Origin of the sequence: Sphingobium salicis subsp. salicis (assembly GCF_049472635.1) — a bacterium.
Lineage (GTDB): Bacteria > Pseudomonadota > Alphaproteobacteria > Sphingomonadales > Sphingomonadaceae > Sphingobium > Sphingobium yanoikuyae_A.
The window spans coordinates 2,714,738-2,734,191 of record NZ_JAYRCS010000001.1 but is presented as its reverse complement, the minus strand read 5'-3'; the positions used below and the strand labels follow the sequence as shown (position 1 = coordinate 2,734,191).

Here is a 19,454-nt window from a genome sequence, read left to right as displayed (position 1 = left end):
TTCAGCCGCCATGGGGCAGGGCGGCCGCCGGGTGGCGGACGCACAGCAGGGTGCCGACCAGCACGATCGCGCCCGACACCAGCAGCGGCAGCGCCAGCCCCATATGCACCACCATCAGCGCGCCGGCCGCCGCGCCCGCGAAGATGGCGACGATCGCCGCGATCCTCCGGCCAAGATTGGGATTGGCGCCGCCCGCCAGGCTGGAATCCGCCGCAATGCCGGTGACGGTCAGGGTCAGCACGGTGGTGGTAAGGTCGGGCACCTTCAACTGCCGGATGGTGGCGTTGCGAAAGCCCATCGCGATCGCGGTCAGGCCGATGATCGCGAACAGGCCGGCGGCGGGCTGGAGCGTGGGCACATGGAAGTTCAGCGCGACCACCGCCGCGATCCACAGCAATGCCGCCTCGATCAGCGCGGCGACCGTCAGCCAGTGGCGCAGCGGGCGTTTGCCCAAGCCCTGGCCGACCCGGCCGGCGATCAGCGCGCCGATGAAGAAGGTCAGCAGCGCGACCAGATAGGGCGCCACCCTGAAGCCTGGCGTCTGCGCCGCGGCGAAGCCCAGGAACACGACATTGCCGGTCATGTTGGCGGTGAACACCTTGCCCAGGCCCAGCACGCTGACCGCGTCGACCAGGCCGGTGGTCGCCGACAGCAGCAACAGCAGGCCGGGCAGGGGGGATGCGCTTTGGGACGCTGGCGGCATGATGATGCTCCTCACAGGATCTAGAAACGGAAATTGGCTTCAAGGCCGGTCATGGCGATGGTCTGGGCCGGGCCGGTCTCACGGATGAAGGCGCCCGGTGCGAAGAAGGACAGCGAAGTTGACAGTTCCAGCTCCGCCGTCGCCTGCCAGGCCAGCGTCGCCTCCACCTCCTTGCCGATGAAGCGGGCGCGGCTGTCGCCGGGGCCACGGACCAGGTTGCCGGGAATGTCGTAGACGCCGTCATGGCGGGCGTATCGCCAATAGGCCATGCCGGCGATGCTGGCGGAAAAGCCGTCGCCCAGCGGCGCGCTGATCCGGGGATTGAGGCTGACGATGTTGGTCGGCCCGACGGGCGAGAGTTCGCCGAAATATTTGCCCTTGGGGAAGAGCGCGTTGAACGTGCCCAGCCTGTCATCTTCGCTGTCACGATCGCCGCTCACGATGTTGAAGCGCAAGGTGGCGTCGGGCGACAGCGGCAGGTGGGGCAGGGTGCGGCCGACTTCGGTGCCGATCGTCCAGGCGGCGATGCGCTGCCGGTCATAATGGCCGAACTGATAGACGCCCTCGACATTCCAGTGCCAGTCGCCCCGCGCGCCATGCGAACGAAGGCCGAGACTGTGGCGCTCCTCCCGCCCGGTCAGTCCGCCGAAGCGCGCGGCGCGGTTGCGATAGCCCAGATAATAGAGGTCGAGATCCGGCAGCGTCGCATAGGCGCCCCACAGCCTGCGGGTGTCGGACGTGCGATCGTCGAAACTGGCGGGGCCGGGCTGGACCGGGTTGAGCAGGAACAGGTCGAGCGCGCGGCCTTCGCCCAGGGACAGGCTGCCGCGCACGCCGTCGAACGCCAGCGGGGTGTTGGGGCCATAGCGGGTGCCGACCAGCCTTTCGGTGCCGAGTGAAACCATCTGGCGCCCGGCGCGCAGGGTGACGGGGCCGGCGCCGACTTCGGCAAAGCCCTGGAGCAGGTCGAGCCGGCTCTGGTCGATCGGGCTGGCCGAGGGCGCAACGCCGACCGCATGGCTGATGATCGGCTGGACAAAGGCACGGGCATGGAGCCGGTCCGGCGCGCCGACATGCAGGTCGGCATAGGGCATGGCGCGTGCCCATAAATAGCTGTCGTCGGGCGCATCGGCCCCGCCCCAGAGATTGTCGGCATAATTTTCGTTGCGCAGCCGCAGCTCGACGCCGGTGGACAGCCAGACATCGTCGCCCAGCGGGATATATTTGAACTGCCCCGTCCAGTGATGGTTGCGCTTTTGCGCGTCCGCCAGATCCGACCAATCCTCGTCATAGCGGGTGATCGACAGGGTCGGCGCCTGCCAGGCCTCCCGCGTCTGCGCGGCCAGCGGCGGGCAAGCGCAGAGCGAGAGGGCAAGGCATACTGATTTTTTACACACGGCGCTGCGCCTGTTCGGCGACCAGCGCCGCCAGGATGAAGCCGCCGATCAGGCCCAGATGCTCGAAAAAGGCATTGGTGGCCATGAACCGCTCCTGCCCCATCGGCATCGTCCAGAAGGCGTTTGCGGTGAAGGCGGCCAGCAGGGTGAAGACGCCCAGCATCCCTGCACCCAGCCAGGCCATGCGGCCGGTCAGGATCAGGATCGGCCCGATCAGTTCGATCGCGATGGTGAGCGCGGCCCAGAGCGCCGGCGGGGTCATGCCGAAATGCGCCTGCTCGGCAACCGCCGCCGGCCAGTCCGTCAGCTTGACGATGCCGCCCAGCAGATAGGCGCCGACCAGCAGCAGCCGGGCGATGAACCAGGTCGGCTTCCAGTCGAGGATCGCGTCAACGAAGCGGGGATCGCGGTCGGTGCGCATTTACTTCGCCTCGGGCGCATGAACTTCGGCGATATAGCCGCCGGGGAAGCGCAGGATCGCGCTCTGGCGACCGGCGATGCTCTGCGGCGCGACCAATGTTTCGACGTCGGCGGCCTTCGCCTTGGCCAGCGTGGCGTCCATGTCGGCGACCTCATAACCGGTCATGTCGCGGCCATAGGGCCAGGGGAGTTGGCCGTCCGAGACGAAGGCGGTCATCTTGCCATAGCCGCTCTCGATGGCGACGCGGCGGATCGTCTTGCCGGGCTGGCCGATTTCCTCGCCCTTGGCGGCGCGATCGTCGGAGACGATCCTGCCATGGGCAAAGCCGGTCCAGTCCCTGATGAACCGGTCAGCGACGTCGGCGGTCAGGTAGATGCGGTTTTCCGGCACGGTGGTCAGCGCGGGATAGCTGGGCTTGGCGGTGTGCCAGTAGAGTTGCATGTTCACGCCACCAGCCCATTGCACCACCACGTCGCGGCCGATCGGGTCGGGGAAGGTAGTGATGCGGCGCACTGCGCCATGCTTGAGCGCGGAGGCAACGGCACCGTCCATGTCGCTCACCAGATAGCCGGTCCGCTCATCGCCGAACGGATAGGGGATCGGCGTCTTGAAGCCGAAGACCGAGACGGTGCCGGCCGGGGTCAGTGCCAGTTGCGACTTGGTCAGGCTGGGCGTCGGCGTCACCTGGAACTCGCCCTGCTTCGACGTGGTGCCACCGAAGGTCGCGACGAAGCTGGTGACGAAGGCGTCGAACTGGCCTTCGGGCACATAGACATGGGTCGTGTCATATTGCGGGCCGACCGCATAATCGGCGCTGGCGGCGGGCTTTGCGATGGCGACCGGCATAGGCATCAGGATGGCGGCGGCGAATAGGAAGGCGAAGCGCTTCATGGACAATCTCCAGGCAGGAAGTCTTTCTCGTCATCCCCGCGAAGGCGGGGATCCATCTCCGGGCGTTGCGCCGTCGGGCTTGGTTGCGAGATGGATTCCCGCTGCGCGGGAATGACAATGATTTGCGGTTATCGTCAGACGGCCCAGCAGCCGCAGCCGAGCGATCCCCAGAAGGTCTGGACATCGGCGGCCGGCACATCTGCGCCCAGCGCCGCGGCATGGTCATGGCCATGGACGCCGCAGGCCGAATGGCAGGCACAGGCCGATGCCAGCTGCGCGCGCGCCTCACGGGTCTTGTGATAGCCGCCGAAGGTGGCGACCGGCGACCAGTCGGGCATGGGCTTTGGCAGGTCGGGCGCGAGCGAGGCATAATCGCCCTCGCCATGGACCACCTTGCCGCCGAGCAGGGTCAGGACCGATCGGATATGGACGATCTGATCCTCCGGCACCGCAAAATAGTCGGCCGACAGCAAGGCGAGGTCGGCCAGTTGCCCGGCCTTGATCTGCCCCTTCTTGCCGATCTCGTTGGAGAACCATGTATTCTCATGCGTCCACATCGCCAGCGCCTTTTCCCGGCTGACGCGATTGTCGCCGCGATAGAGGGCGAAGCCGCCGACGGTGCGGCCGGTCACCAGCCACGACAGAGACACCCACGGGTTATAGCTGGCGACGCGGGTGGCGTCGGTGCCGGCGCCGACCGGGATGCCCGCTGCGATCATGCGGGAAATGGGCGGAGTCCGCTCGGCGGCTTTCGCGCCATAGCGCTCGACGAAATATTCGCCCTGATAGGCCATCCGATGCTGCACGGCGATGCCGCCGCCCAGTGCGGCGATGCGGTCGATATTGCGGTCGCTGATGGTTTCGGCATGGTCGAAGAACCAGTTGATGCCCTGCAAAGGGATATCCCGGTTCACCTTTTCATAGACGTCGAGCGCGCGGCCGATCGTCTCGTCATAGGTGGCGTGCAGGCGCCAGGGCCATTTATGCTCGGCCAGCAGGCGGATGACCGGCTCCAGATCGCCTTCCATGCTGGGCGCCATGTCCGGCCGGGGCTGGCGGAAATCCTCGAAGTCGGCGGCGGAATAGACCAGCATCTCGCCCGCGCCATTGTGGCGATAGCTGTCATCGCCCTGGCCCGGCGTCACCTGCTTCACCCAGCCGGAGAAATCGGCCAGCTCTTCCTTGGGCTTCTGGGTGAAGAGATTATAGCTGATGCGGACGGTCAGTTGATCGTCCTGATGCAGCTTCTCGATGATCTCGTAATCGTCGGGATAATTCTGGAAGCCGCCGCCCGCGTCGATCACGCCGGTCACGCCCAGCGCATTGACGTCGCGCATGAAGTGGCGGGTCGAATTGAGCTGATAGTCCTGCGGCAGCTTCGGCCCCTTGGCCAGCGTCGAATAGAGGATGGTCGCATTGGGCTGGGCCAGCAGCAGGCCGGTCGGGTTGCCAGCCACGTCGCGGACGATCTCGCCGCCCGGCGGATTGGGCGTGTCCTTGGTATAGCCCACGACGCGCAGCGCGGCGGCGTTGAGCAGCGCGCGATCATAGAGGTGCAGGATGAAGACCGGCGTGTCGGGCGCGACGGCGTTCAGTTCGGCGATGGTCGGCAGGCGCTTTTCCGCGAACTGATGTTCGGTGAAGCCGCCGACCACGCGCACCCATTGCGGAGCGGGGGTACGGGCGACCTGGCTTTTAAGCATATCCATCGCCTCGGCCAGCGTCGGCACGCCGTCCCAGCGCAGTTCCATGTTGAAATTCAGGCCGCCGCGAATGATGTGCATATGGCTATCGATCAGGCCGGGGATCAGGCGATGGCCCTTGGCATCGATCACCGTTGCGTCCGGCGCGGCGGCGCGCACCTCCGCCTCGCTGCCCACGGCCAGGAACTTGCCGTCGCGGATGGCGACCGCTTCCGCCACCGGATTGCTCCGGTCCAGGGTCGTCACCTTGGCATTGACGATGATCGTGTCGGTCATGGGGCGGTCCTTGGCTTGAGCAGGAAAGGGGGCGAGAAGGGCGGAGGCGGCCACCCCGGCCATGGCGTCGCGGCGGGTAATCACGCGTCGCCCTTTTGATTGTCGGCCCGATTGTTCGGGAGCGTGCCCAGTACATGGTCGCGGCATTCGTTGCGCACGAAGCGGGTCAGTTCATGGGCATCGGCCCAGCGCCTGGCGAGCGGCACGATCTGTTCGCCGACCAATATGCCCAGCAGGCCGATCAGGGCCACCACCGGGGGCGCGGGCGAGCGCACCCCCAGCAGCGAATAGACGATGCCGACCAGGAGACCGGCGCCGAGGGAGAGAAGATAGACTTTCATCGCCGGTCTCCTGCGTCTGCGATCAGGCCTGGATGAAGGCGAGGATATCGGCGTTCAGCACGTCGGCATTCACCGTCAGCATGCCGTGCGAATAGCCCTCGTAAATCTTGAGGGTCGCGTTCGGCAGGATCTGCGCCTGCAGCACGCCGGCATTCTTGTAGGGGACGACCTGGTCGTCATCGCCATGCAGCACCAGGGTCGGCACGGTGATCGCGGTCAGATCGTCGGTCTGGTCGGTTTCGGAGAAGGCCTTGATGCCTTCATAATGGGCCTTGGCGCTGCCCATCATGCCCTGGCGCCACCAATTGTCGATGACGGCCGGCTTCACGTCCGCGCCGTCGCGGTTGAAGCCGTAGAAGGGGCCGGCGGCGACATCGTGGAAGAATTGCGCACGGTTGGCGGCGAGGCCGGCGCGCAGCCCGTCGAACACGTCCATGGGCAGGCCGCCGGGATAACGGTCGGTCTTCAGCATGATCGGCGGCACCGAACTGACCAGCACGGCCTTGGCCACGCGGCCTTCGGGCAGGCCATGGCGGGCGACATAGGCGGCCACTTCGCCGCCGCCGGTCGAATGACCGATATGGATGGCGTTCCTGAGGTCGAGATGGCGGGCGACGGCGGCGGCGTCGGCGGCGTAATGGGCCATGTCATGGCCTTCGCTCACCTGGGCCGAGCGGCCATGGCCGCGACGGTCATGGGCGACGACGCGATAGCCCTTCGACAGGAAGAACAGCATCTGCGCGTCCCAGTCGTCCGACGACAGCGGCCAGCCATGGTGGAACATGATGGGCTGGGCGTCCTTTGAACCCCAGTCCTTGAAGAAGATGTCGACGCCGTCATCCGTGGTCACGAAGCTCATGGGGATTTCCTTTGCTCGGGTGGGGAAAGGGGAGAGGGGCCGGCGGTGCATGGGGAGAGGGGAGGCACCGCCGGCCCCTGGCGCAGGTCAGTGGCCGCCTTCTGAGGCGCCGAACATGGCCTTCGCATATTTGATGCCCAGGCCGTATGCGCCGCCAAATTCCTTGGCGATGCCGGTGGTGGACTCGTAGGTTTCGGTGCGCGCCCAGTCGCGCTGCAGTTCCAGCATATATTGGAGCGAGGTCATCGGCTTGGCGCCGAGCTGGATCATGCGCTGCACGGCGCGCTCATGCGCTTCCTCGCTGATGTCGCCACAGGCGTCGGCGATGAAATAGACGTCGAAGCCCTGATCGACCGCGGAGGCGACCGGGCCGACGATGCAGACGCTGGTCCACAGGCCGGCGAAGATGATCCGCTCCTTGCCGATGCGGTTCACTTCCTCGATCACGGCGGCATCTTCCCAGGTGTTCATGCTGGTGCGGTCGAGCAGGGGCTGGCCGGGGAAGGCGTCGGTGATCTCGCTGAACATCGGCCCCGAAAAGCTCTTTTCGGCCACGGTGGTCAGGATGGTCGACACGCCGAACGACTTGGCGGCGCGGCTGATCAGGGCGGCATTGTTGCGCAGCAGTTCCGGCGCGATCGACTTGGTGGCGAAGGCCATTTGCGACTGGAAGTCGATCAGGACCAAAGTGTGGTCGGTCGGCGAGATGAGGGACTTGCCCGGCGTCGGCGTGGCGGTGATCGTCATGGGTCGGCTCCTTGGTTTCGAGCAGTCGTCGCTGCTGTGAAGACAGTGTTAGCCGGCGTGCCTGATCCGAAATATCCAGATAAAATGCACCGGCTTGTTCTAAAAAATAGAAATGGTCAGTCACTGGCCTGACGCGCGCGATCATAGCTGTCCGTCGCCGCCCGATCTTGGATCAGGCTGACATGTTAGCGATCATTCCGATGCAAAGGGGGCGCTCGCGCGCCATGTCGTCAGAGGTCGATCAGTCCGCGCTTGATCGCCAGCGTCACCGCATGGGTGCGATCGGTCGCGTCGAGCTTCGAGAAGATCGACTTCATATGGCCCTTCACCGTCTCTTCGCTGATATCGAGTCGCGCCGCGACCTGCTTGTTGCTGTTGCCCCAGGCCGCCAGCGAAAGCACCGCGATCTCGCGCTCGGTCAGCGGGTCTTCCAGCACATGCAGGGCGATCGCGGTGGCGACGGTGGCGTCGAGATGCTTGCCGCCCAGATGCACGGACCGGATCGCGTCGAGCAGCTGCTTGCGCAGGCTGGCCTTGAGCAGATAGCCCATCGCCCCTGCGCGCAGCGCCTTGATCGCGCGGCCATCGCCCGAATAGGTGGTGAGCACGATGATCCGGGCGTCGGGATGGACGGCCCGGATCGCGGCGATCGCGTCGAGCCCCGGCATTTCCGCCATCTGCAGGTCCATCAGCACGATGTCGGGGCGCAACCGCGCATATTCCTCCACCGCGCGCCGGCCATTGTCCGCCTCGCCGACGATCCGCATATCGGCCTGGGTCGCCAGCATCGCCCGCACGCCCTCACGCAGCAGCGCATGATCGTCCACCACCAGGATCGATATGGGGGTGATCGCAGGCTGCATGTCGTGGCTGTGGATCGGACCGGGCTGCATCGCGCCAGAGTGGCGTGTTCCGCTTCCCAAGTCCATGCGATAGTCGTGCCTCATCGCGGCGCGGCCGGCCATTGTGCGATGATCGTGCCCAGCACGTCGGCGGCGCTGTCGGGCTGGTCGAAGGTCCAGTTCAGGCCGGCGAACCGGCCGGGAGCGGGACCGGGAGAGAGATAGGCGTCCAGCGCCGCCAGCACGCCGGCCATCATCGCACGGGCGGCGGCGCGTTGCGCGACCTTCGTTGCCGCCGGATCGAGCAGCCGCAGCAGGCAGGCGATCGAACAACTGTCGAGCCGGAGCGCCGCGCGCATCGCCACGGCGGCCAGCCGGCCCAGCCGTTCGGCATCCAGATCGTCGATTTCCCCCATACCCACGATCATCAGCGACCGGCAGCGCACCGGCGGCGGCGGGCTGGACAGGATCATCGTCTCGCCGAACCTGCCGTCGAACAGGCCGCCCGCGCGCAATTGCGACAAGGTGCCTGACAGGGCGGCGTCGAGCGCGCAGGCGCCAGGATCGATCCGGCTCGTGGCGGACAGGACCGGCATGCCGACGATCAGCAGATCGACATCGCTCGCGATCGCATCGACCGGCCCGGCGCGGAAGCGGACGGTGCGATATGTGCCGACGATCGGCGCATCCATGCTCGCCACCCTGTTGATCCTCCCGCCATGACGCAGCCATGCGGGTCGGCGTCTCCTTGGGCCAAGCTAGAGGGACATGGCGCCCGCGTCGTGGCCAGGGCGCGCGGGATTTGGACAATCATGCGGAATTGCCGTGGTGGGAAAGGGGGAGGCGTGCATCCAGGCGTCCCGGCTACCAACGGCTTTGGTGGTTAACTTCTGTGGGAAGATTGGGAATGTCGGGCGCTTTCGGCGCGGCTCTTCATCAGCGGCTGGATACGCGTGCCGAACGCTTCCACCCCTTCCAGGAAATCGTCGAAGGTCAGCAGCACGCCGCCGGTATTGGGCACCTGCGCCATTTCGTCCAGCATCCGTGCCACGCTGGCATAGCTGCCGACCAAAGTGCCCATATTGATGTTCACGGCCCCTTCGGGCGCGGCCAGCTGGCGCACATTGGTGTCGGTGTTGACGGTGTCCTTCGCGCCCTGGTCGGCCAGCCAGGCGATCGCGTCGATATCGACGCCGTCATTATAGCTCTGCCACTTGGCCATGGCCTCCTCGTCCGTCTCCGCCGCGATCACCATGACCAGCACGAACACCGACACGGCGCGGCCGGTCTGCGCCGTGAATTTCGCAAGGCGGTCATTGTTGAAGGCGAAGGCGGTCGGCGTGTTGACGCCCTTGCCCAGGCAAAAGGCATAGTCCGCCCATTTGGCCGAGAAGGCCAGGCCCGCGTCGGATGATCCGGCACAGATGATCTTCATGTCGGCCTGCGGCTGGGGGCGGACCAGACAGTCGTCCATCTGATAATATTGCCCCTTGAAGTCCGATCGGCCAGTCTCCCACAATTCCCGCAGCACGCGGGCATATTCGTCGAGCACATCATAGCGGTTGCGGAAATGCTCGTCGCCCGGCCAAAGCCCCATCTGCGTATATTCGGGCGGCTGCCAGCCGGTGATGAGGTTGAGGCCGAAGCGGCCATGGCTGATGGAGTCGATGGTGTTGGCCATGCGCGCGGCGAAGGCGGGCGGGATGATCAGCGTGGGGCAGGTGGCGAAGATCTTGATCCTGTCCGTGACCGCCGCAAGGCCGGCCATCAGGGTGAAGCTTTCGAGGCCATATTCCCAGAATTGCGTCTTGCCGCCGAAACCGCGCAGCTTGATCATCGACAGCAGGAAATCCAGGCCATGTTTCTCGGCGCGCTGGGCGATTTCCTTGTTGAGGTCGAAGCTCGGCAGATATTGCGGGGCGTTCTCGCTGATCAGCCAGCCATTATTGTTGATGGGAACGAAAACGCCGACCTGCATGGCTTCAACTCCTGAGGAAGGGGAGGACGAGGCGATGGAAAGCTTCCGGGTCGGTCACGTTACAGGCGTGGCCGCCCCAATCGAAGCTGGCAGTCCTGGCCCATGCGATCGGCGCCGCGACATCGAGGGCGCTGGCATGAGGGACAAGAAAATCGTCGCGGGTGGCGATGGCCAGCACCTTGGCCACGGCCGTCAGGTCGAGCAGGTGCGGGCTATAGGCCTGCACGGCGGCGATCCGCTTTTCCATCGTGGCCGCGCCGGGGAAGGTGGCGAGATGATGCGCCAGTTCAGCCTTCAGCGCATCGTCATGGGCCGCGATCCAGTCCGGTGGGAACAGGAATAGCGGCTGCGCCCGCAGGAACGCCTCGACACCGGCATGGCGCAACAGGGCCAGCCGCGTTTCGAAGCAGCGGCGAGTATGGGGCGACAGCGTCCGCCAGCCGTTGATGACGATCAGGCTGTCGAGCCGTGTGGTGGCGATCGCCAGTTCCATGCCGATCGCGCCGCCCAGCGCATGGCCGATGAAATGCGCGCGTTCGATGCCCAGCGCATCCATCAGGGCGATGACGTCGCCCGCCATATCCTCGACCGAGGTGGTTTCCGGCAATGTCCGATCGCTGCGGCCGGTGCCGCGATGGTCATAGGCGATGACGCGGAAATGCTCGGCAAGCGCCGGGATGTTCGGCGCCCAATAGCTGGCCGATCCGCCAAGCCCGCTCGACAGGATCAGCGGCGGGGCGTTCGGGCGCCCATGGGTTTCATAATAGAGGCCGGCGGCCTCAGCCAAGATGCGCGACCGAGGCGATCTCGACCAGGCAATCGGGTTTCACCAGATCGCACCTGATGCAGTAGCGCGCCGGCTTGTCGCCGGGAAAATATTCGGCATAGACGGCGTTGAAGGCCGCGTAATCGCCCAGATCCTTGAGGAAGATATGGTTCATGGCGATGTCGGCCATGGTGCCGCCGGCCGCCTCGACCGTGATCCTGATGACGTCCAGCACATGGCGGGTCTGCGCGGCGGCATCGCCGACATGCAACACCGTGCCGCCTTCGCCCAGCGCCAGCACGCCCGAGACATAGACCGTATTCCCGGCCCTGGCACCCGCCGAATAGGGGGCAATCGGGGTCGGGAACTGGGGCGGATTGATCGGTTCGAAAGGCATCAGATCTCCTTAGATCTCCTTGGGCGGAAGCTGGCCGACGGCGGTGCGGAAATCGGCGACAGTGCTCACCCAGCCGAAGAATTTCTCGACATTGTAGAGGCTGGCCTCGCGGATGAAGTCCGGCCCCAGATGATGCACCGCATCTTCCAGCAGCACGCCGAAATATTCGAGATGGAAACCGTCGCGCAGGGTCGATTCCACGCAGACATTGGTGGCGATGCCGGTGAAGACCAGGGTGCGGATGCCGCGCGCGCGCAGCACGCTATCCAGTTGCGAGTTGAAGAAGGCGGAATAGCGCGGCTTGTGGACGCGCAGGTCGTTTTCCCGCGGCGCCAGCGCCTCCACCAGTTCATAGTCCCATCCGCCACGCGCCAGGAATTTGCCCGCCAGGTCCGGCCGTGCCCGCATGGTCTTGAGCGCATTGGACTTGTGCCAGTTTGGCGACAGCGGCGTGCCCGCCTCGGCATAGCCACTGTCCCAGCCATTCTGCAGGAAGATGACCGGCATGCCCGCAGCCCGCGCCACCTCGACGACCTCCGCGATCCGGGGGATCACCCCCGCCGCCGGGCCGACGTCGAATCCAGCCTCGTCGACATAGCCGCCCTTGCTGGCATAGGCATTCTGCATGTCGACGACGATCAGCGCCGTCGTCGCGGCATCGATCCGGATTGCTTCGGGGCGCGCCGGCAGCACCACGCAGGGACCGGAACGGGATGGGGCGGGATCGACGATGGCTTCGCTCACCGGCGCAGAATTGAGCAGATGCACCCAATGGTCAAGCGCGGCCGTCATGGCGCCATCGGGCTTGTTCCTGCTTGTCGCATCGATTTCGCTTGGTCTTGCGGTCAGCGTCGCGCAGCAACTGGTTCCATTGGCTGCGCATCTGTCCCCGCCGGAAAAGCGCAGTGCATCGGTCAGCACGGTGATGTCCGGATTGCTGGTCGGCATCCTGCTCAGCCCTACCCTCGCGGGGTGATCGCGGCCCATTGGGGCTGGCGCGGATATTGCCCTGGTTGCCGCACAGGGACGGCCTGTCCTATCCCGTGCTGGCGGCGCCGCTGGCCGACCGCTTCCCGCAGGAAGATTGACCGGCCCGTGGCGTTGCGCGCACATCTGCGATCAGGTGACGTTCGGAGGGTATAGTGGACCGCTGGCAGGCCATGAAGATATTCGTCCGCGTGGCGGAAACCGGCGGTTTTGCCGAAGCCGCGCGGCAATTGCATCTGAGCCCGCCAGCGGTCACGCGGGCAATTTCCGCGCTGGAGGATGAGATCGGCGTGCGGTTGCTGACCCGGACGACACGATCGGTGAAGCTGACCGAGGCGGGGCGTGGCTATCTGGACGATTGCCGCCGCATATTGGCCGACATGGCGGATGCGGACGCAGCGGCAGCGGGCGCCCATGGCAATCCCACCGGCACGCTGATCGTCACCGGATCGGTGATCTTCGGCCAGATGTACGTGCTGCCGATCCTGCTCGACTATCTGGATCGCTTTCCGGCGGTGACCGGGCGCAGCCTGTTCGTCGACCGGCTGGTCAACATCGTCGAGGAGGGCATCGATGTCGCCATCCGGATCGGCCATCTGCCGGATTCGGGGCTCAGCGCCATTCGGGTGGGAACGGTGCGGCGGGTCATCTGTGGCGCGCCGGCCTATTTCGAGCAGCATGTCATGCCCCGGACCCCGGCCGACCTTGTCCATTATCGCATCATCGGCCCGACCGGGGCATGGGCCTCCCCCGAATGGCATTTCGGGCCGGAGGGCCGGAGCAGCGTCACGGTCCACCCCCAACTCTTCTGCAACACCAATGAAGCGGCGATCGCCGCCGCCGAGCAGGGCTGGGGGTTGACGCGCGTGCTGTCCTACCAGGTCGAGCCGGCACTGGCGGCCGGGCGGCTGGTCACGGTTCTGGACGAGCATATGGAAAAGCCGTTGCCGATCCATGTCATCCACGCCGAAGGGCGGCGGGCGGCGGCCAAGGTGCGCAGCTTCGTCGATCTGGCGGTCGATCGGCTGCGGGCCAATCCTCTGTTCCAGCAGACATGACCATTATTCCATAATAAGGAATAATGACTTCCAGTTTTCCCGAATTATCAGGAATGACGACAAGGATTATCTCTGTCTCCAGAAGCTGAAGCCCTTGCTCAGCGACCCCAACGGGGTGGAGGACATGATGAAGAAACTGGTCATTTCGATGCTGCTGGCGACCGCCGGCATGACTGCCTCGGCCGACGCGATTGCCGCGCCCGCCAGCGCCGTCGCCACGCAGGCTGCCGCCGCCACGGTCCATTATCGCAGCGCCACGATCGATGGCGTCAAGATGTTCTATCGCGAAGCCGGCCCCGCCGATGGCCCGGTGGTGCTGCTGCTCCACGGTTTTCCGACTTCGTCGCACATGTTCCGCAACCTGATCCCGCTGCTCGCCGACCGCTATCATGTGATCGCGCCGGACTATCCGGGCTTTGGCCAGAGCGACGCGCCCGACCATCGCCAGTTCACCTACAGCTTTGCCCATTATGCCGACATGGTCGACACGCTGATGGGCAAGATCGGCGCCCGGCGCTACGCCATGTATGTCATGGATTATGGTGCCCCGGTCGGCTACCGCCTCGCCCTCAAGCATCCCGAGCGAGTCAGCGGCCTTATCGTCCAGAATGGCAATGCCTATGAGGAAGGGCTGGGGGCCTTCTGGGATCCGATCAAGACCTATTGGAAGAGCGGATCGGCCAAGGATCGCGAGGCACAGGCCTGGCTCGTCGGCCTCGACGCCACCAAATTCCAATATACCGATGGCGTGCGCGACCTGTCGCGCATCAGCCCCGACAATTGGGTGCAGGACCAGGCCTTGCTCGACCGGCCGGGCAACAAGGATATCCAGCTTGACCTGTTCTACGACTATCGCACCAATGTGCCGCTCTACCCGGCATTCCAGGCCTTCTTCCGCGAACGCAAGCCGCCGACGCTGATTGTCTGGGGCAAGAACGACAAGATCTTCCCCGAACCCGGCGCGCATCCCTACAAGCGTGACCTGCCCGACGCGGAGATGCATATTCTCGATACCGGCCATTTCGCCCTGGAAGACAAGCTGGATGAAATGGCGCCGCTGATCCGCGACTTCCTCGATCGCAAGGTCGCGGCGCGCTGAACCCCCGGCGGGGCCATGGTGATGCATGGCCCCGCAACGGACGGATGATGGGAGACGGACCATGTCCTACGGTTTTCTGGATATCGCCACGACGCCGAGCGTCCGCGCGGCGCAGGCGGAGATGGGCGCGGACGCCCATTGGGCGGCGTTCAGCGGCAATCGCGCTTTTGACCGCTTCACCGACAATGAAGCCCATTTCCTGGCGGCCCGCGACAGTTTCTACATGGCCACCGTGTCGGAGGATGGCTGGCCCTATGTCCAGCATCGCGGCGGCCCGGCCGGCTTCCTCAAGCTGGTCGACGACCGGACGCTGGCCTTTGCCGACTATCGCGGCAACCGCCAATATATCAGCACCGGTAACCTGGCCGCAAACGACCGGGCCTGCCTGATCCTGATGGACTATCCCCGCCGCGCCCGGCTGAAAATCTACGTCCATGTCGAGAAGCTAGCGCTCGATGCCGATCCGGCGCTCACCGATCTTGTCATGGACAAGGATTACAAGGCGCGGGCAGAACGTATCTTCCGGCTGCGGCTGGAGGCGTTCGACTGGAATTGTCCGCAGCATATCACGCCGCGCTTCACCGAGCGCGAGATCGAACAGGCGGTCCGGCCGCTGCATGAGCGGCTGGCGCAACTGGAAGCAGAGAACCGGGCGTTGCAGGATCGCCTGGCCAAGATGGGAGACGCATGATGGACAATGTGAGACCGCCGCTGCCACCCTTCACCCTGGAGAGCGCGACACAGAAGGTGCGCCTGGCCGAGGATGGCTGGAACAGCCGCGATCCGGCCAGGGTGGCCATGGCCTATACGCCGCTCAGCCAGTGGCGGAACCGGGCCGAGTTCGTCAATGGCCGCTCCGCGATCATCGCCTTCCTGACGCGCAAATGGCAGCGCGAACTGGATTATCGGCTGATCAAGGAATTATGGGCCTTTGCCGACAACCGCATCGCGGTGCGCTTCGCCTATGAATGGCATGACGACAGCGGCAACTGGTTCCGCTCCTATGGAAACGAGAATTGGGAGTTTGACGAGAGCGGCCTGATGCAGCGACGGTTTGCCTGCATCAATGATGCACCGATCAGCGCGGCTGAGCGGAAATTCCACTGGACGCAGGGGCGCCGGCCTGACGATCATCCCGGATTGAGCGAGCTAGGGATGTAGGATTGGCCTGCAGCAATCGCACCTTCCTTGGGTGGCGCCATTTTCACACGGTATTTCAGATGCTTAGGAAAATCTGGAGCGGGTGAGGGGAATCGAACCCCCGTCGTCAGCTTGGGAAGCTGCTGCTCTACCATTGAGCTACACCCGCGTCTGGACCGGCCATGGCATGGCCATGGAGCGCGGTCAACGGGGCTTGACGGGCAGGCGCGAAATTAGCCGACCTGGCGTTTCGCCAGCTTGCGGGCGAGGGTGCGGCGGTGCATCCCCAGACGCCGGGCGGTTTCGGAGATGTTGAAGTCGCAATCCTTCAGCACCTCATGGATATGTTCCCATTCCAGCGTCTTGATCGATGTCGGGCGCGGCGCCAGCGGCGCGGCGGGGTCGCCGCCGGAGCGGGCGAAGGCGGCCTCGATATCGTCGGTGTTGGACGGTTTCGCCAGATAGTTGGTCGCGCCGAGCTTGATCGCCTCGACCGCGGTCGCAATGCTGGCAAAGCCGGTCAGCACCACGATCAGCATGTCGGGATCATGGGCGTGCAGCGTCTGGACGCAGACCAGGCCCGATTCCGGGCCGAGCTTCAGATCGACCACGGCATAGCCGGGGCGGTTGCCCCTGAGCACCTCCTCCAGCGCGCCATGGCTGGCGGCGGTTAGTACTTCATAGCCGCGCCGCTCGAACGAACGTTTGAGGGTCTTTGCAAAGGCCTCGTCATCCTCGACGATCACCAGCAGCCGTTCAGCCGTCATCTTCGCTGTCACTTTCCTCTTCCAGTGCGACCGTATCGAGCGGCAGGCGCAGCAGGATCAGCGCCCCGCCATCGGCACCATTGCTGGCCGATACGCTGCCGCCCAGCTTGCGCACGACATTGACCACAAGGAAGAGGCCGAGGCCATGGCCTTCCTTGCCCTTGCTGGAGCGATAGGGCTTGCCGAAATCCTCCAGCATCGCCTGCGAAAAGCCGCTGCCATTGTCGCGCACGGCGATGTTGAGCGAGGCGCTGTCGCGTCCGACCAGCAGGTCGATATAGGTGGCGCCGGCCTCGCGCGCATTGTCGAGCAGGTTGCCGACCGCCTGGCGGATCACCGGGTCTGCGATGATGCGCGGATAGTCATGCGGGCCGAAGTCGCAGCGCAGCGGCATGCCCGGATTGGCACGGCGCCATTCGGCCGCAATCCCCTCGATGAAGTCGCGGACATTGGTGACGGCCGGCGCCTCGCCGCGCGCCTCGCCCGAGGAGAGGAGAATGCCGGTGACGATCGCCTTGCAGCGCAGAACTGCGCTCTGCATCTCGCCCACTTCCTCTACCAGGGCGGGATGCTCGGTGATTTCGGGCATGCGGCGCCAGTCGCCCAGCACCACGGCGAGCTGGGCGAGGGGGGTGCCCAGCTCATGCGCCGCGCCCGAGGCGAGCAGGCCCATGCGGACGATATGTTCCTCTTCCGCCGCATGCTGGCGCATGCTGGCCAGATAGGCTTCGCGGGCCTGAAGGTTGCGGTTGATCCGGGTGATGAACAGCACCAGCAGCACCGCGATCATGGTGAAGCAGATCCAGGTGCCGATGATGTGCAGGTCGAACAGCCGGCCCGCCAGCCGGTCGCTCAGGTCGAGCGGGCGATAGTCGAGTGCCAGCAGGCCGGCGCACAGCGCAGACACGGCGGTGATGCCCCAGGCGCTCGCCCGGTCGAGCAGCAGCACGCCAAGCGCGACCTGGAGCAGATAGAGCGAGACGAAGGGGTTGGTCGCGCCGCCCGACAGATAGAGCTGGGCGGTCAGCAGCAGCACGTCGAACAATAGCGACACCGACAGTTCGGCGCGGGTGATGTCGGTCCGGGGGCGCAGCGCCGCAAAGCTGGCGGCGTTGACCAGCACGGCGACGGCCGCGACCAGCAGCATCGGGGCGAGGGGCAGGCGCACCCCCATCAGGAATTGGACGATCAGGATCGTCACCAGCTGCCCGGCGATCGCGATCCAGCGCAGTTGGATCAGCAGCGCCATATTCTTGCGACCGGCGGCATCGGCGGGCCACTGGCTGGGCAGCCAGCGGCGCCTGACGGCTTGGGTCTCGCTCATTCCGTGCTGTCTTCTGGATCCCGACGCATGAGGAAGATGTAGGCGCCTGCGACCATCGCCGCCAGTATGAACCAGGTGATGGCATATTGGAGATGGTTGTTGGGGAAGCGGACGACGGTCAGACCGCCGACCGGCGCGGTGTCGGGCGCGCAATTGGCGCCGGCATCGACGAAATAGTCCGCAACCGGCGGGGCGACATGCTGCGCGGCGGCGATCGCGGCGACATCGCGCGAATACCAGCGGCCGGCGGCGGGATCATTGCTGCGCAGGAAACCACCCTTGGGTTCGGTCAGGCGCAGCAGGCCGACAATCTGGACCTTGCCTTGGGGCCGGCTGTAGCGGGTGCGATTGTCCTGCGGCACGAAGCCGCGATTGACCATCAGGGTGAAGCCGGCGTCGGTCACCAGCGGCGTCATCACCCAGAAACCGGGGCCGCGCACGGTGACGGCCTGGGTCAGCACCGCCTTGTCATGCAGGAAATGGCCGGATGCGGTGACGCGGCGATATTCGTCGTCGCTGGTAATGCTGCGGGGGGCGGGGACGGGCGCGGCATGGATGCGGGCGTCGACCCGTGCGATCAGGTCGCGCTTCCAGGCGAGGCGATAGACTTGCCAGCTGCCGAGCGCGCAAAGACCGGAAAACAGGATGAGGGCGATCAGCGTCAGGCCGATCGTAAAGCGCGGGGAGCGCCGGCGGCGCCCCCCGATCTTCGCGGATGTCACGGCATCTCGCTCATATTGTGCATCGCCGACATGTCGGCGTGCGGCATCATGTTCGCGTTGAGGTGGAACATGACCCACATCGAACCCGACAGCACGATGACGACCAGGACGATGGTCAGCATCATCGCCATGAACGACCAGCCGCCTTCGACGCGGGTGTTCATGTGCAGGAAGTAGATCATGTGGACGATCACCTGCACCGCGGCGAAGGCCATGATGACGATGCCGGTCAGCTGGGGATTGCCCAGCACGCCCGACATCACCAGCCAGAAGGGAATGGCCGTCAGGATCACCGACAGGCCGAAGCCGATCATGTAGCTGCCGAAGCTGCCATGCGATCCTTCTTCATGATGGTCATCGTGATGATCGTGCCCATGTCCGTGGGCGTCGTGGCTATGGACAGCGTCGCTCACCGCAGGACTCCCATCAGATAGACAAAGGTGAAGACGCCGATCCAGATGACGTCGAGGAAGTGCCAGAACATCGACAGGCACATCAGGCGACGCTTGTTGGCCGGGATCAGACCCTTCTTGGCCACCTGCACCATCAGCGTGATCAGCCAGATCGAGCCGAAGGTGACGTGCAGGCCGTGGGTGCCGACCAGGGTGAAGAAGGCCGACAGGAAGGCCGAACGCCACGGGCCCGCGCCCTCATGGATGAGGTGCGAGAATTCGTAGAGTTCGATGAACAGGAAGGCGCCGCCGAACAGGAGGGTGACGAACAGCCAGCCCTGGGTGGCGCTGGTCCGGTTCTTTTCCATCGCCAGCATGGCGAAGCCGTAGGTGATCGACGAGAAGAGCAGCATCGCGGTGTTGAGCGCGATGAGCGGCAGGTCGAACAGATCCTTGGGACCGGGGCCGCCGGCGAAGCTGCCGCCGAGCACGGCATAGGTGGCAAACAGGATGGCGAAGATGAGGCAGTCGCTCATCAGGTACATCCAGAAGCCCAGCATGGTGCTGTGGCCTTCGTGGAGGTGCGGCTCCTCGGGCAAATGATATGCCCGAGGTTCCGTGGTTGCAGTTGCGCTGCTCATGTC

The 19,454-nt window shown here is 65.2% G+C and carries 24 protein-coding genes and 1 tRNA gene; 5 read left to right on the top strand and 20 right to left on the bottom strand.

Annotation, left to right across the window (positions count from 1 at the left end):
- Position 1: 1 nt before the first annotated feature.
- From VHN57_RS13310 to rutB, 14 genes are all read right to left on the bottom strand, one after another.
- Complete coding sequence (locus tag VHN57_RS13310; RefSeq protein ID WP_278986034.1) at positions 2 to 703, bottom strand: YoaK family protein; 702 nt, start codon at positions 701 to 703, stop codon at positions 2 to 4.
- A gap of 20 nt (positions 704 to 723) precedes the next feature.
- A complete protein-coding gene (locus VHN57_RS13305) occupies positions 724 to 2,100 on the bottom strand; it encodes an alginate export family protein (RefSeq protein ID WP_278986032.1) in 1,377 nt (458 codons plus the stop codon).
- On the bottom strand, positions 2,093 to 2,521 hold the full coding sequence (locus VHN57_RS13300) for a DoxX family protein (RefSeq protein ID WP_159366725.1): 429 nt from the start codon (positions 2,519 to 2,521) through the stop codon (positions 2,093 to 2,095). The genes VHN57_RS13305 and VHN57_RS13300 overlap by 8 nt, the downstream gene beginning before the upstream one ends.
- Positions 2,522 to 3,412, bottom strand: a complete 891-nt coding sequence (locus VHN57_RS13295) for a VOC family protein (RefSeq protein WP_278986031.1) — start codon at positions 3,410 to 3,412, stop codon at positions 2,522 to 2,524. It abuts the gene before it with no gap.
- 134 nt (positions 3,413 to 3,546) lie between these two features.
- Positions 3,547 to 5,391, bottom strand: coding sequence for an amidohydrolase (locus VHN57_RS13290; RefSeq protein WP_278986030.1), 1,845 nt, complete (start codon positions 5,389 to 5,391; stop codon positions 3,547 to 3,549).
- 80 nt (positions 5,392 to 5,471) lie between these two features.
- Positions 5,472 to 5,732, bottom strand: a complete 261-nt coding sequence (locus VHN57_RS13285) for a XapX domain-containing protein (protein WP_069336477.1) — start codon at positions 5,730 to 5,732, stop codon at positions 5,472 to 5,474.
- Positions 5,733 to 5,754: 22 nt separating this feature from the next.
- Positions 5,755 to 6,591: an alpha/beta fold hydrolase gene (locus tag VHN57_RS13280; RefSeq protein WP_423284128.1), complete on the bottom strand. Its 837-nt coding sequence runs from the start codon at positions 6,589 to 6,591 to the stop codon at positions 5,755 to 5,757.
- Between the two features lie 87 nt (positions 6,592 to 6,678).
- Positions 6,679 to 7,338: a hydrolase gene (locus VHN57_RS13275; RefSeq protein ID WP_270093339.1), complete on the bottom strand. Its 660-nt coding sequence runs from the start codon at positions 7,336 to 7,338 to the stop codon at positions 6,679 to 6,681.
- 230 nt (positions 7,339 to 7,568) lie between these two features.
- The gene (locus VHN57_RS13270; protein WP_069338310.1) at positions 7,569 to 8,231 is read right to left on the bottom strand and encodes a response regulator; all 663 of its coding nucleotides are present in this window, start codon (positions 8,229 to 8,231) and stop codon (positions 7,569 to 7,571) included.
- A gap of 50 nt (positions 8,232 to 8,281) precedes the next feature.
- Positions 8,282 to 8,872, bottom strand: a complete 591-nt coding sequence (locus tag VHN57_RS13265) for a M17 family peptidase N-terminal domain-containing protein (protein WP_037512507.1) — start codon at positions 8,870 to 8,872, stop codon at positions 8,282 to 8,284.
- Between the two features lie 191 nt (positions 8,873 to 9,063).
- Entirely contained in the window at positions 9,064 to 10,158 is a 1,095-nt protein-coding gene (rutA, locus tag VHN57_RS13260; protein WP_278986027.1) for a pyrimidine utilization protein A, read from the bottom strand.
- Between the two features lie 4 nt (positions 10,159 to 10,162).
- A complete protein-coding gene (gene rutD, locus VHN57_RS13255) occupies positions 10,163 to 10,945 on the bottom strand; it encodes a pyrimidine utilization protein D (protein WP_423284125.1) in 783 nt (260 codons plus the stop codon).
- Positions 10,938 to 11,321 carry a pyrimidine utilization protein C gene (gene rutC / locus VHN57_RS13250; RefSeq protein WP_278986024.1) on the bottom strand — a complete coding sequence of 128 codons (384 nt, stop codon included), beginning with the start codon at positions 11,319 to 11,321 and terminating at the stop codon, positions 10,938 to 10,940. The genes rutD and rutC overlap by 8 nt, the downstream gene beginning before the upstream one ends.
- Before the next feature lie 9 nt (positions 11,322 to 11,330).
- On the bottom strand, positions 11,331 to 12,113 hold the full coding sequence (rutB, locus tag VHN57_RS13245) for a pyrimidine utilization protein B (protein WP_278986023.1): 783 nt from the start codon (positions 12,111 to 12,113) through the stop codon (positions 11,331 to 11,333).
- 13 nt (positions 12,114 to 12,126) lie between these two features.
- On the opposite strand from rutB, the gene VHN57_RS13240 reads away from it, so the two are divergent.
- The 5 genes from VHN57_RS13240 (at position 12,127) to VHN57_RS13220 (ending at position 15,626) form a co-directional block, all read left to right on the top strand.
- Positions 12,127 to 12,297 (top strand): hypothetical protein, encoded by a 171-nt coding sequence (locus tag VHN57_RS13240; protein ID WP_287428880.1) that lies wholly within the window; start codon positions 12,127 to 12,129, stop codon positions 12,295 to 12,297.
- Positions 12,298 to 12,481: 184 nt separating this feature from the next.
- On the top strand, positions 12,482 to 13,366 hold the full coding sequence (locus tag VHN57_RS13235; protein ID WP_423284122.1) for a LysR family transcriptional regulator: 885 nt from the start codon (positions 12,482 to 12,484) through the stop codon (positions 13,364 to 13,366).
- Between the two features lie 127 nt (positions 13,367 to 13,493).
- Entirely contained in the window at positions 13,494 to 14,465 is a 972-nt protein-coding gene (locus VHN57_RS13230; protein WP_423286031.1) for an alpha/beta fold hydrolase, read from the top strand.
- Positions 14,466 to 14,526: 61 nt separating this feature from the next.
- A complete protein-coding gene (locus VHN57_RS13225) occupies positions 14,527 to 15,156 on the top strand; it encodes a pyridoxamine 5'-phosphate oxidase family protein (protein WP_278987680.1) in 630 nt (209 codons plus the stop codon).
- Entirely contained in the window at positions 15,156 to 15,626 is a 471-nt protein-coding gene (locus tag VHN57_RS13220) for a nuclear transport factor 2 family protein (RefSeq protein WP_010339168.1), read from the top strand. Before VHN57_RS13225 ends, VHN57_RS13220 begins: the two co-directional genes overlap by 1 nt.
- A gap of 74 nt (positions 15,627 to 15,700) precedes the next feature.
- Here VHN57_RS13220 and VHN57_RS13215 read toward each other — a convergent pair.
- From VHN57_RS13215 to cyoC, 6 genes are all read right to left on the bottom strand, one after another.
- Positions 15,701 to 15,774: transfer RNA gene (locus VHN57_RS13215), tRNA-Gly, on the bottom strand.
- Positions 15,775 to 15,838: 64 nt separating this feature from the next.
- Entirely contained in the window at positions 15,839 to 16,372 is a 534-nt protein-coding gene (locus VHN57_RS13210) for a response regulator transcription factor (RefSeq protein WP_423286029.1), read from the bottom strand.
- Complete coding sequence (locus VHN57_RS13205; RefSeq protein WP_004207845.1) at positions 16,362 to 17,696, bottom strand: ATP-binding protein; 1,335 nt, start codon at positions 17,694 to 17,696, stop codon at positions 16,362 to 16,364. Before VHN57_RS13205 ends, VHN57_RS13210 begins: the two co-directional genes overlap by 11 nt.
- Positions 17,693 to 18,418: an SURF1 family protein gene (locus tag VHN57_RS13200; RefSeq protein WP_037519118.1), complete on the bottom strand. Its 726-nt coding sequence runs from the start codon at positions 18,416 to 18,418 to the stop codon at positions 17,693 to 17,695. Before VHN57_RS13200 ends, VHN57_RS13205 begins: the two co-directional genes overlap by 4 nt.
- Positions 18,415 to 18,831, bottom strand: a complete 417-nt coding sequence (gene cyoD, locus VHN57_RS13195; protein ID WP_017499771.1) for a cytochrome o ubiquinol oxidase subunit IV — start codon at positions 18,829 to 18,831, stop codon at positions 18,415 to 18,417. The genes VHN57_RS13200 and cyoD overlap by 4 nt, the downstream gene beginning before the upstream one ends.
- Positions 18,828 to 19,451, bottom strand: coding sequence for a cytochrome o ubiquinol oxidase subunit III (gene cyoC, locus VHN57_RS13190; RefSeq protein WP_026108881.1), 624 nt, complete (start codon positions 19,449 to 19,451; stop codon positions 18,828 to 18,830). The genes cyoD and cyoC overlap by 4 nt, the downstream gene beginning before the upstream one ends.
- Positions 19,452 to 19,454: the final 3 nt, after the last annotated feature.